This window comes from Anabaena sp. WFMT (genome assembly GCF_051781005.1).
Classification (GTDB): Bacteria; Cyanobacteriota; Cyanobacteriia; order Cyanobacteriales; family Nostocaceae; genus Anabaena.
On sequence record NZ_JBPWOA010000006.1, the window covers coordinates 352,229 to 365,608 of the forward strand.

The 13,380-nt window shown below is 38.7% G+C and carries 10 protein-coding genes; 6 read left to right on the forward strand and 4 right to left on the reverse strand.

What is annotated here, in order from left to right; all coding sequences use genetic code 11:
* Window positions 1-197 precede the first annotated feature (197 nt).
* From ACSQ6I_RS06285 to ACSQ6I_RS06310, 6 genes are all read left to right on the forward strand, one after another.
* The gene (locus tag ACSQ6I_RS06285; RefSeq protein ID WP_438889662.1) at window positions 198-2,579 is read left to right on the forward strand and encodes a phosphoketolase family protein; all 2,382 of its coding nucleotides are present in this window, start codon (window positions 198-200) and stop codon (window positions 2,577-2,579) included.
* Window positions 2,580-2,721: 142 nt separating this feature from the next.
* Window positions 2,722-3,240 (forward strand): DUF29 family protein, encoded by a 519-nt coding sequence (locus ACSQ6I_RS06290; protein WP_438889515.1) that lies wholly within the window; start codon window positions 2,722-2,724, stop codon window positions 3,238-3,240.
* A gap of 6 nt (window positions 3,241-3,246) precedes the next feature.
* A complete protein-coding gene (locus ACSQ6I_RS06295; protein ID WP_438889516.1) occupies window positions 3,247-3,765 on the forward strand; it encodes a DUF29 family protein in 519 nt (172 codons plus the stop codon).
* A 227-nt stretch (window positions 3,766-3,992) separates the two neighbouring features.
* The gene (gene gap / locus ACSQ6I_RS06300) at window positions 3,993-5,018 is read left to right on the forward strand and encodes a type I glyceraldehyde-3-phosphate dehydrogenase (protein ID WP_438889517.1); all 1,026 of its coding nucleotides are present in this window, start codon (window positions 3,993-3,995) and stop codon (window positions 5,016-5,018) included.
* 117 nt (window positions 5,019-5,135) lie between these two features.
* A complete protein-coding gene (pyk, locus tag ACSQ6I_RS06305) occupies window positions 5,136-6,566 on the forward strand; it encodes a pyruvate kinase (protein ID WP_438889518.1) in 1,431 nt (476 codons plus the stop codon).
* 169 nt (window positions 6,567-6,735) lie between these two features.
* Complete coding sequence (locus ACSQ6I_RS06310) at window positions 6,736-7,737, forward strand: transaldolase (RefSeq protein ID WP_438889519.1); 1,002 nt, start codon at window positions 6,736-6,738, stop codon at window positions 7,735-7,737.
* Window positions 7,738-7,866: 129 nt separating this feature from the next.
* Here ACSQ6I_RS06310 and ACSQ6I_RS06315 read toward each other — a convergent pair whose 3' ends face one another.
* The 4 genes from ACSQ6I_RS06315 to ACSQ6I_RS06330 all read right to left on the reverse strand — a co-directional run bounded on the left by ACSQ6I_RS06315 (window position 7,867) and on the right by ACSQ6I_RS06330 (window position 13,332).
* The gene (locus ACSQ6I_RS06315; protein WP_438889520.1) at window positions 7,867-10,308 is read right to left on the reverse strand and encodes an ABC transporter substrate-binding protein; all 2,442 of its coding nucleotides are present in this window, start codon (window positions 10,306-10,308) and stop codon (window positions 7,867-7,869) included.
* A 27-nt stretch (window positions 10,309-10,335) separates the two neighbouring features.
* Window positions 10,336-11,457: a DUF1822 family protein gene (locus tag ACSQ6I_RS06320; RefSeq protein WP_438889521.1), complete on the reverse strand. Its 1,122-nt coding sequence runs from the start codon at window positions 11,455-11,457 to the stop codon at window positions 10,336-10,338.
* Between the two features lie 6 nt (window positions 11,458-11,463).
* Entirely contained in the window at window positions 11,464-12,129 is a 666-nt protein-coding gene (locus ACSQ6I_RS06325; protein WP_438889522.1) for a sigma-70 family RNA polymerase sigma factor, read from the reverse strand.
* Window positions 12,130-12,204: 75 nt separating this feature from the next.
* The gene (locus tag ACSQ6I_RS06330) at window positions 12,205-13,332 is read right to left on the reverse strand and encodes a tetratricopeptide repeat protein (RefSeq protein WP_438889523.1); all 1,128 of its coding nucleotides are present in this window, start codon (window positions 13,330-13,332) and stop codon (window positions 12,205-12,207) included.
* Between the last annotated feature and the right edge of the window lie 48 nt (window positions 13,333-13,380).

Below are 13,380 nucleotides of genomic sequence, written 5' to 3' on the forward strand. Positions count from 1 at the left end.
AATATTTAGATAATTGGCGTTTATAAAAAAAATAACTTTAAAAATTATTTCCTCCTCTTTGCGCCTCTGCGTCTCTGCGTGAGATAAAAAAAATCTGTAACATCCCACCGAAAAAATGAATCACAGGTAAGATGACACTGAGTCAGCAAATCAATACACTGACACCATTAGTGCAAATACCTTTTTGGAGTTTAATAATGACCTTAGCCAGCACTCCACAAATAAAGCCATTATCAGACACAGAATTACAGAAAATTAACGCCTATTGGCGTGCAGCAAACTATCTCTCCGTTGGACAAATATACCTCCTCGACAACCCCCTACTTAGAGAACCACTAAAACAAGAACACGTCAAACCCCGTTTATTAGGACACTGGGGAACTACACCAGGGCTAAACTTGATTTATGCTCACCTCAACCGAGTCATTAAAAAGTACGATTTAAGTACAATTTACATAGCAGGCCCCGGACATGGCGGACCCGGACTCGTCGCCAACACTTACTTAGAAGGAACTTACAGCGAATATTACCCCAACATTTCCCAAAATGCTGGAGGGATGCAAAAACTATTCAAACAATTCTCATTTCCTGGTGGTATTCCTAGCCACGTTGCACCAGAAACCCCTGGTTCTATTCATGAAGGGGGAGAACTGGGTTATGCATTAGTTCACGCTTTTGGTGCGGCTTTTGATAACCCTGATTTAATTGTCGCTGCGGTTGTCGGAGACGGAGAAGCGGAAACCGGCGCTTTAGCTACTAGCTGGCATTCTAACAAATTCCTCAACCCTGTTACTGATGGTGCGGTTTTACCAATTCTGCATTTGAATGGATATAAAATTGCGAATCCCACAGTATTAGCACGGATACCCCATGAGGAACTAGAAAGCCTATTTATCGGCTATGGCTATAAACCTTACTTTGTGGAAGGTTCTGACCCTGCGGATGTTCATCAAAAAATGGCAGCAGTATTAGATACCATTATTCCCGAAATTCAAGGTATCCAAAGAGAAGCGCGGGTACATGGATTCAAAGAACGATCGCAATGGCCTATGATTATTTTGCGGACTCCTAAAGGTTGGACGGGTCCCAAGGAAGTTGACGGGAAGAAAACAGAAGACTATTGGCGATCGCATCAAGTGCCTTTTGGTGATATAGCTGGTAAACCGGAACATCTGCAACTTCTAGAAGATTGGATGAAGAGTTATAAGCCAGAAGAACTCTTTGATGTTAACGGTACACTCATTCCTGAACTCGCAGAACTAGCGCCCCAAGGACATCGCCGCATGGGTGATAATCCCCACGCAAACGGCGGTATTTTGCTGCGTGACTTGATTATGCCCGAATTTGAAGATTATGCTGTACCCGTTCCTTCTCCTGGGAAAGCGATCGCAGAAGCTACTAAAGTTAGTGGTAAGTTCCTGCGCGATATCATGAAACTCAACCAGGAAAGCCGCAACTTCCGAGTTTTCGGACCAGACGAAACCGCATCAAATCGTCTTGATCCAATATTAGAAGTCACAAACCGTACCTGGGTAGCCGAAACTCTCCCAGAAGATGACCACCTATCACCCAACGGTCGAGTCATGGAAATGCTTAGTGAAACCAACTGTCAAGGCTGGTTAGAAGGCTATCTCCTCACAGGTCGTCACGGTTTCTTCTCCTGTTACGAAGCATTTATTCACATCATTGATTCCATGTTCAACCAACACGCCAAATGGTTGAAAACAACTAATGAAATTCCGTGGAGAAGGCCGATTGCTTCTTTAAATTATCTGCTAACTTCCCATGTTTGGCGACAAGATCACAACGGTTTCTCACACCAAGATCCCGGTTTTATTGATCATGTAATGAACAAAAAAGCCGAAATTGTTCGTGTATATCTGCCACCTGATGCTAATACTTTGCTATCTGTTACTGACCATTGTTTAAGAAGTCGTCATTATGTCAATGTCATCGTTGCCGGGAAGCAGCCAGCATTACAATATTTAGACATGAATTCGGCGATTAAACATTGCACTAAAGGCTTAGGTATTTGGGAATGGGCTAGTAGTGATTTAGATGGGGAAACAGATGTAGTCATGGCCTGTGCTGGGGATATTCCTACTTTAGAAACCCTAGCAGCAGTAGACATCCTACGCCAAAACTTCCCAGATTTAAAAGTGCGGGTTGTGAATGTAGTTAATTTGATGAAACTACAGCCACAAAGTGAACATCCACACGGTTTAAGCAGCAAAGATTTTGATATTATTTTCACAACCGATAAACCCATTATCTTTGCGTTTCATGGTTATCCTTGGTTAATTCATCGGCTTACTTACCGTCATACTAACCACAAAAATCTTCATGTCCGTGGTTATAAGGAAGAAGGAACAACAACGACACCTTTTGATATGGTGGTGATGAATGATTTAGATAGATTCCATTTGGTAATGGATGTAATTGACCGTGTACCCAAATTAGGTTCAAAAGCAGCTTATGTGAAGCAAAAATTACAAGATAAGTTGATTGAACACAAGCATTATATCGAGACTCACGGCGAAGATATGCCAGAAATCCGCGATTGGACTTGGCCATATTAAGATGAGAATGTAGGGACGTTTTATACAACGTCTCTACTTTTTTTGAGGGGAATTTTTTTAACGCAGAGGTTCGCGGAGGTAAACGCAAAGGAACGCGGAGGTTTTGTTATATTATAATTAGTTGGGTTGGAGGTTAATGGAGATGACGCAGGAGTTAATAGATTTGAGAAATAGTATTTTAGCAGGGCGTTATGCTGATGCTTTGGTGATTGTGGATGAGTTGGAGGGGATGAGTAAAAAGGCTATTTTACGACAAATTAAATCTTTTCTTAAGGTGCTGTTAATACATTTGATTAAAAATCACATAGAACAACGTTTGACTAATTCCTGGGCTGCTTCTATTCGGAACGCATTAATCGAAATTCAAGATATTAATCTCAAAGAAAACAAAAAATCCTATTACATTAATCAAAATGAATGGGATAGTTGGTTAGACAAAGAAATTGAATTAGCGATAAGTGATGCTAGTTTAGAAGTTATGAATGGCATCTACAATGAATTTCAACTAGCAGAAATGGTAGATCAAAATCAGATAATTTCCACTGGTTTGAGATTTCTGGAATTGACATATTTACATTCGGTGAAAGAGTTACCCAAAGCTATTGTAGAAATCTTAATTCAATTACCTGGTGGTGAAAACTGGAAGTTAGGTAAAAGGTGAAAAAAGATGACGCAGGAATTAATAGACCTCAGAAATAGTATTTTACAAGGACGTTATACAGATGCTTTGGCTATTGTTGACGAGTTAGAGGGGATGAGTAGACAAGCTATTTTACGGAATATTGAATCATTTTTGAGAGTTATGTTAATTCATTTGATTAAAAATCAAATAGAACAAAGATTAACAAATTCTTGGACTGCTTCTATTCGCAATTCCCTCCGAGAAATTAAAAAAATGAATTTGCAAGATAACAAAACCTCTTATTACGTAAAAATAGATGAATGGGACTTAATATTAGAAGATGAATTTGAAGAAGCTATTCGTGATGCAAGTGTAGAAGTATTAAATGGAATTTATAATGAATTTCAATTGGCAGAAATGGTAGATAAAAACCAGATAATTTCCACTGCTTTGAAATTTATAGAATTAACTTATGCACATTCTATTAAGGAGTTACCAGCCGCTATTGCTCAACTTTTAATTCAATTACCTGGTGGTGAAGATTGGAAGTTAGGCAAAAGGTAAAATTATAAACACATTCATTTTTAACACAGATACATAGATATGGAAATGATGTATCCAATAATCACTCATAACCAATAACTAATGATCAATGACTAATGGCTAAACCTTAAAATATGCCAGCTAAATCGACTCTATGCCTTTTGTGACTGTAAGAATCAGCTAAGTGAGATTAGAATTAACCCGGCTAATTATCCTTAGTTGAATCCCCAAAAACAGGAGGTTTAATTGTGACAAAGTTGAAAGTTGGTATTAATGGATTCGGTCGTATTGGTAGACTTGTGCTTCGTGCTGGTCTTACTAACCCCAACATTGAATTTGTGGGAATTAATGATTTAGTTCCACCTGATAATCTTGCTTACCTCTTAAAGTACGACTCTACACACGGTAAATTAAAGAGCAAGATAGAAGCTAGAGAAGATGGAATGGTCATTGATGGTCATTTTATCCCTTGTGTGTCTGTGCGAAATCCGGCGGAATTACCTTGGGCTAAATTGGGTGTAGATTATGTTGTGGAATCTACAGGACTTTTCACAGATTACGCTGGTGCGGAAAACCATCTCAAAGCAGGTGCAAAGCGGGTAATACTTTCTGCACCTACTAAAGAACCAGACAAGGTAAAAACAATGGTGATGGGTGTAAATCATCATTTGTTTGATCCAGCAAAGGATTTAATTGTTTCCAATGCTAGTTGTACTACAAATTGTTTAGCGCCTATTGCTAAAGTTATTAATGATAACTTCGGTTTAGCTGAAGGGTTAATGACTACAGTTCACGCGACGACAGCCACCCAACCCACGGTAGATGGCCCCAGCAAAAAAGACTGGCGCGGTGGAAGAGGTGCGGCTCAAAATATTATTCCCTCAGCTACAGGTGCAGCGAAAGCGGTAGCTTTGGTGTTACCAGAGTTGAAAGGTAAGTTAACTGGTATGGCTTTCCGAGTTCCCACACCAGATGTCTCGGTGGTTGACTTAACTTTCAAAACTACCAAAGCTACTACTTACAAAGAAATCTGTGCGGCGATGAAGAAAGCTGCTGAAGGTGCGTTGTTAGGTGTTTTGGGTTACACCGATGAAGAGGTAGTATCCACTGATTTTCAAGGTGATGCCCACTCTAGCATTTTCGATGCAGGTGCGGGAATTGAACTGAATGCCAATTTCTTCAAGGTTGTTTCTTGGTATGACAACGAATGGGGTTATTCTAACCGTGTTGTTGATTTAATGTTGTCAATGGCACGAAAAGAAGGCTTGATTTAGGTAATGGGTAATTGGTATGAAGTTTTTCTAATTACCAATTCCTAAATTACGAATTACGAATTACGAATTACGAATTATTAGGGTGCTTCTACTGTACCGTTACTCCCTAATTTTTTTATGCGGCGAACTAAAATTATCTGTACTGTTGGTCCTGCTACTTCTGCACCTGAGAAGCTACAAGCTTTGGTAGAAGCGGGAATGAATGTGGCACGGTTGAATTTTTCTCATGGGGCTTATGAAGTCCATGCTGAAACTTTTCATCATCTACGACGTATTAGTAGCGAGTTACAAAAACCGATCGCTATTATGCAAGATTTATGTGGTCCGAAAATCCGTTTGGGGAAGTTACCACCAGAAGGTTTAATGTTAGAAGCTGGTAGCGAAGTGACTTTTTTGTTGCAAGAAAAGGGTGAAACTATTGATGAATTACCTCTACCGCTACCGACTTTGTTCGCTATGGTGCGTCCTGGTGAACCCATTTTAATTAATGATGGTCGGGTGAAGTTAACTGTGACGAGTCGTGATGCTGATAAAATTCGCGCTCATGTCAATATTGGGGGGTTGGTTTCCACTCATAAGGGTGTGAATTTACCTGCAACTCCTTTACCTGTGAGTTCGATTACAGAAAAGGATTTAATGGATTTGCGGTTTGGGATACAGTTGGGTGTAGACTGGGTTGCAGTTTCTTTTGTGCGATCGCCCCAAGACCTCGAACCCGCACGCAGAATGATTGAAGCTGCTGGTGCAAAAATTCGCCTCATTGCCAAAATTGAACGCGCAGAAGCTGTTGAACAGCTAGATCAGATTCTCGAAGCTGCTGACGCAATTATGATCGCTCGTGGTGATTTGGGAGTAGAAGTACCCATTCATCAAGTCCCCCTCATTCAAAAAGACATTACTCGTCGTTGTAATCAAGCTGGTAAGCCAGTCATTACAGCTACCCAAATGCTAGAGTCGATGATTAGCGCCCCTGACCCCACTCGCGCTGAAGCTACCGACGTTGCTAACTCGATTTTAGATGGTACGGATGCAGTCATGCTCTCTGGAGAAACTGCTGTGGGGGAATATCCCATTGCTGCTGTGCAGATGATGCACAATATCGCTGTGGAAACAGAAACGGCGCTCAAACCGGGTAGTAGACATTCCTGGAATCATGAAGCTGGTGGTCTAAGTGTTACCGAATCAGTAGCGCAAGCAGTTTGTCGCATTGCTTATGAAACTGGGGCTAAGGCCATTCTTTGTAATACTACATCAGGAAGTACCGCCAGACTTGTTTCTAAATACCGTCCTCTGACTCCCATTATTACCCTCACATCTGAGGCCACTGCTTACCGGCAGTTAGCACTATCTTGGGGTGTGGAACCTTTGCTAATTCCACCGGTTTATAATGCAGAAGAAATGTTTACCAATGTGGTCAACACTATTGTGGAGATGGGTTTTGCGAAAAAAGATGACAAAGTGGTAATAACTTCCGGTGTCCCAATTGGTATGTCAGGAACAACTAGTTTAATTAAAGTGCATTCTATTGGACAGCCAATTACAGCATGAGACATCTAAAATGGGGCTGAGGAAGAAAGCAGTTTCTGCCTTGCTTAATCGGCTTTCATTAGGCAATAGTTAAGAAAAATTGCCAGAATCGGAATTTTGTGGAAGATGAAAGAGTTTAAATAATTGGGGATTGGGTAAATCCTAAACCAAAAAAATCACGGAGTATGTTATGCCTAAGAATTTACTAGAACAATTGCGGGCAGTAACAGTTGTAGTGGCTGATACTGGTGATATCCAATCTATTGGCAAGTTCAAGCCTCAAGATGCTACCACCAATCCTTCACTGATTACCGCTGCGGCACAAATGCCAGAATATCAGGAAATTGTTGATCAAACTTTACTCAAAGCGAAGAAAGATGCGGGTGCAGGTGCTACCCCATCTCAAGTAGTTTCTCTAGCTTTTGACCGTTTGGCGGTATCTTTTGGATTAAAGATTTTGCAAATTATCCCCGGTCGGGTGTCTACAGAAGTAGATGCACGGTTGTCTTACGATACAGAAGCTACTATCGCTAAAGCACGGGATTTGATTGCTCAATATAAAGCTGCTGGTGTTGCTAAAGAGCGCATTTTGATTAAAATTGCTGCTACTTGGGAAGGTATCAAGGCGGCGGAAATTTTGGAAAAAGAAGGTATTCACTGTAATCTGACTTTACTATTTGGTCTTCACCAAGCGATCGCTTGCGCGGAAGCTGGTATCACTCTTATTTCTCCTTTCGTTGGTCGCATTCTTGACTGGTACAAGAAAGATACCGGACGGGACAACTACCCCGCAGCGGAAGATCCAGGTGTATTGTCAGTCACCACAATCTATAACTACTACAAGAAATTCGGTTACAAAACTGAAGTTATGGGAGCTAGTTTCCGTAACATCGGCGAAATTACTGAACTTGCTGGTTGTGATTTGTTGACCATTTCTCCTGGTCTATTGACAGAATTGCAAAACACTGTCGCCGAACTACCACGCAAACTTGACCCCGCAAAGGTAACAGGTTTGTCAATGGAAAAAATCTCCGTTGATAAAGCCACCTTCGACAAGATGCACGCCGCTGACCGCATGGCATCTGATAAACTTTCAGAAGGTATTGATGGCTTTACCAAAGCACTAATTGCTTTAGAACAACTACTAGCAGAGCGTTTGGCTCGTCTCGAAAGTCAAAAGGTGACAGCGTAATCATTTGAGATAATTGAGCTACCTTCAACCTTTTTAGGGTTTTGTTCAGAAAATAAATTATCTAATCTTGTGGGATGGGCATACTACGACAAGCTCAGTACAAGTCCTGCCCATCCTTTCATCAATTACCTATTTTGGTACAAAGTTGTAGCCAGTGGGTGTACTGGAATCTGGCTGTATTTGGACTAAAACAGCCTTACCGATGCGATCGCCTGTGCGATCGCCCCATGATAAAAATCTAATTGTCCCTGTAACACCTGGAAAAGAAAAATTATTACTTAAAGCTTGTTGAATATTTATTCTCGTACTACCCTTTTTTTGGATAGCAATAGCCACTGTTTTAGTAGCATCAAAAGCCGTAGCTGTACGCCAAGTAATTAAGCTTTTTTCACCCCAAAGGTGTTTAGCATTTTGCACAAATTCTTGATTATCTGCAACATTAATGTTCCAAGGAACTGCCAATATCATCCCATTAACTGCATGACCAGCAGCAAGGGTTTCTTGAGTTTCTAAACTAGGATTTCCTAATAATAAAAACTTCCCTTGATTACTTTTAGCGAGTTCAATAGCTTGATTAATTCTATCAACTTGAGGATTCAACAGGATAGCAGTTGCTTTTTTATCAATTGCTTTTTGAATAATCTTCTCACTGCGGAAATTATCAGCAGCAAAATCGCAATTAATATCATTAATTAACTCTAAGCTTCTACTATCCATCGCATTAACAAAAGCTTGCTCAAAAGACTGGTCTGTAGCTTTAGAGTCACGGCAAATAACAATCTTATTTTTTTTATTATTCTTGGCATATTCAGCCACAGTTTCAGCAGTTGTAGTGAAACTAATTACAGTCCTATAAATATAATTACCATGAGTCCGGTCTTGACGGTCAGTTAATTTTGTAGAGCTACTAGTTGGCGAAATCATCACCAATTTTCCAGCCTGGTATATATCAGCAGCAGGTACACTGGCATCACTACTATTATGACCAACTACCGCTAAAATATCCGCATTTTTAACAAATCTTTTTGCTACTTGTTTAGCCATTTCTGGATTATTATCATCATTAGCAATTTGTATTTGTAAAAACTGACCATTTACCCCACCATCATTATTTATCTCTTGTTGCGCCTGTGCTACTCCTCGCAGTATTTCTTGCGCTACGGGAGGATTACTACCTATAGGCACAGCTACACCAATTTTGATTACTTCTTTATTACCAATCTTTGCATTTTCTAAATATATCCAAGCTTCTGGATCATTCGGATATTCCTGTAAATAAGTAGTAAATTTGTTAATTGCTTGATTGTAATTTTTCCACCAAAATGCTTTTATAGCTTCTTCTTTATCTAAATTAGTCACCGAACTAAATAATATTTTCTCCCCATAACTAAACCGATTCCGCAATTTAAATTCCTTTAAACTCAACCATAAAATAGCACCGATAATTACAAATAACATCGTAACTGTAACTGACTTTGCAACCATCTTTTGGAAATTACGAGGTTGGGGATATTTTAGTAATGCTGCTGCTGGATTTTGAAAAATTACAGGTATCCAAGAAGCACAAGGATATTGATTTTCTAATTCTTCCTGTAAACGCACACGCGCTTGTTGAACAGAAGTATATAAAGATTCACCAGATGCAAAAACTGTGAGAAAATATTCTAGAAAATGTTGGGCGACAATATCAGGAACAGGTTCTCGCATCACAATTATATAAGGAATTTTTAAATCTGCTAAATTGCGTGCTAATCCTAAACCATCACAAGAATTAAAAATTGCTAATTTCAATCCTTTTTTAACAGCATATCCCAGGCTATAACGTAAATCTAAAAGTGATAAACTTTCATTGTCATTAATTTGAATTTCTCCCCAACTGTCACCTTCTTGACTGCAACTATGACCAGCAAAAAATAAAATGTCCCAAGATTTATTCCATAATTTTTTGACTATTTCTTGACGTGATGGTTGCAGCAAAGGTTCAATAATTGCTCCTGGTAATTTAGCTGTCAATGCTTGTAAATCTTTTTGAATATCAATTTCTTGACTATTACCTAAAATAGCCAGAATTTTAACTGGAATTTTTAGTTGCATTGTTGATGGTTTATATTCTGAACTAATCACAACCTCTGGTTGAATATGACTAGTATGAAATATCTCCCATAAATGCCAAGGAAGTCTTCTTAATAGCGAATCTTGTGTTTCTAAAATAAAGCGAACATTATCCCATTCACCGATTTTTTGTAAAAATTGCCTTTCTAACTTTCTTACAGATGGTTGATTTAGCCAAGCGTTAAAACTAGATTTCAATTTTTGAGCAGCAGCATCACAAACTTCTGTAGTAGATACATTAGTTATTTGCGTTTGCGGAACAGTAATTAACCAATTACCAGGCAATTTATAATAAGCTGATTGCCATTCATAATAAGTTTGAGGAATTTCCAAATCTGGTGGAAACCTGCCAGAAATTTCTGCAAAATGAGGTTTACCGTCTTCAGCAATTCTAATTTTTACAGGAAACCCTTTTTCAAAGCTACCTTCCCCAATCTCGAATATTACCAGCTTACCCACTGTTGTTACCTTAATTGATTCGTCTGGTTAAATGACAAATTTTTCTGTAATGGTTGCATTATTTAGAGTAACCCGAATTTGGAATTTTTCACCTAATTCAGCACAGAATTTTAATTGGATGTAATTATCTTTTTGTTCTCTAGCTTGAACTTCTAAAAATGGCTGTCCATTTTCATATAATCCTGATAATTTTAAATCTGCTGGTAAATAAAGTTGATTTCCCATTGGATATACCCGCAAAAGCACAGCAAAACTTTTATCTATTTTGGGTAAAATAGCTACCATTAAAGCAACAGGATTTCCTGCTAACTGCATTCCTAAATCCATAATTCGCCTAGCAGTAATTACAGGATGATTTGGTGCTATTGTCCATAAAACTTCTGCTAGAGTCCAACGGATTTCTTCATCATTACTAGTTTGTAAAAGATAAACAAGAATATCCGTTACTTCTACATCTGAATTAGGTAATAATGTTGATGGCAATATTTTCTCCCAACTACGCTGGGGATATAATTGTTCAATAACTTGCCAAACTTTTTTGGGTGTGTCTATTTCAAATCCCCGCACTTTTAGAGAACGAAAGGCTAATTGTGGGATTTTTTGTAAAGCTAATTCCTCAATACTTTGCCATTGGGATGTATATATTCCTTCTAACCATTGTCTTAATTGTACACCCGAACCTTGATGATAATATTCTATGAATATTTCTAAGGGTTGTAACTCTTCTAGGTTAATTTCTGTCGTGGTAACTTCTGGTAAAAATCCTCTAATTTTAGCTTCTTGGCAAGTTTGATTAATTTCTACTATTACATAACCAAAACGATTATTCGAGACTTCAGGAGGAATACAACAAACTTCTTCTCCTGTTCTGATATATCTACATTCTAAATGTCCAATTCCAGTTAATACTAAATCTGCTATATCTCCACCCATTCTTCCCCAAGAATCCCAACTATAGCTGGCTTCTAATGCGGTAGAAATATCTAACATTTGCAAGTGATTATTCACAACTTGCACAGCTAAAGTGTTCAAATAAACTTGTTTAGCTTTTTCTTGATTTGGTTGTTCTTGGGCAAATTGTAAGGCTGTATCTCGGAACTTTGCAGGAATGGGAATAGAAATGCTTTGTTGTTCAGTAGGATAATTCATGACTTACTATATATCAAAGTAACCTTCACTATCAAAATAAGCTTGAGATTTACCAAAATTGAGAAGACGGGGAAAACATTGACGTTGATAGAAATTGCTAAGAGTTGCTACAGGTATACCAAACTCTTTAGATAAATCTATCCAAGATGTTTCCGGTGGTAAACGACGAGCAATTAAAACGCAACAATTAACATCAGGACGATCTCTTATATAAATACGTTGTAGTTCAAGAGAATTTGTTTTTAACCATTCTTGAATTTCATTTAATATTGGTCTTGGTTCTGGTGGTGCAGGAATTAAATTTGCAGGATCTATTTGTTGTTCATTGTCTTCTAGGAGTAAATCAAATTTATTTTTTTGTTCATAATAATTAATTCGTTTATCTTGTAACCGATAACTTAAGTAATTATTAATCCAAGTGATAACGCTACTTTTATCAGGATTATAAGATTCTTTTGCAGTAGTCGCTTCACAAAGATTTCGACAAAAAAACCACCAAGTTTCCTGTAAAGCTTCTTCCGCATCAGGTATACCGATTCCACGCAATAATTTACCTGTTTTTTGAATCAGTAAAATAATCTGATTAAGTCCTTTCTGACGGGCAAGACTACCCCTGGGGTGTTGGCAGGTTTCTTGAATAAGTTTGAGGATTTTTGCTTCTAATTCATCCATTTGATTAGGTTAATTTAATCGTGATACATAACACCATTTTCTTGAAATTGCTATAAGGCAGCAAAAACATTTTTTCTATCTCTTATCAATGTTTATTTTCAGAATTAAATTGAGAGTATATTGATATTCAGCGATTTTCCCTTGTTGTTGAAATAGTTCAGATGCTTTCTGGAAATCGGCAGTAGCCCCTTTATTATCTCCTGACGCACGGCGAGCAGTACCTCGGTTGAGGTAGGCTGGAGCAAAGTTAGGATTGATACGTATGGACTGAGTGAAATCATCAATTGCCGCTTTCCTATTTTCCGATAGAGCATAGGCAGTGCCTCTGTTTAGGTATACTAGTGCAAGAGTAGGATTAATACGCAAGGCTTGATTGTAATCTTCAATCGCGCCTTTTATATTTCCTGATGCACGGCGGGCAAGACCCCGATTATTGTATGCTTCTGCATAGTTAGGATTAATACGCAAGGCTTGATTGTAATCTTCAATTGCTCCTTCTAAATCTCCCGATATCCTGCGAGCAAGACCTCGGTTATAGTAGGCTTCTGCAAGGTTAGGATTAATCCGTAGCAACTGGGTGAAATCTTCAATTGCCTCTTTCATATTTCCTGATCGAGTGTGGGCAAGACCTCGCTTATAGTAGGATTCTGTAAAGTTAGGATTAATCAGTAGGGCTTGATTGTAATCTTCAATTGCCGCTTCCACATCTTCCAATTCAAAGCGGGCATTACCTCGATTATAGTAGGCTTCTGCAAGATTAGGATTAAGACGCAAGGCTTGGTTATAATCTTCAATTGCCCCTTTCACATCTCCTGATGTACGGCGGGTAGCACCTCGGTTGCTGTAGGCTAATGCAAGATTAGGATTAATCCGTAGAGCTTGGTTGAAATCTTCCATTGCCCCTTTCACATCTTCTGATGCACGGCGGGCAAAACCTCGGTTGACGTATGCTTCTGCAAAGTTAGGATTAAGACGCAGGGCTTGGCTATAATCTTCAATCGCCCCTTTTACATCTCCCGATTCATCGCGAGCATTACCTCGCTTGAAGTAGAATTCTGCATCTTGAGGGTTAACTTGTACTAACAGTGATCTTGATTCTCTTCCTGACTCTAAAATATTCGGCACATTTTGAGCATCAACTTTAGAGCTATATAATATTGCTCCTAATACAAAAACTAAAGTTGTTAATTTTGATATTTTCATTTTGTTTTACTTTTTCAACTAAGAACTTTTCAGATTTATCAATACCTT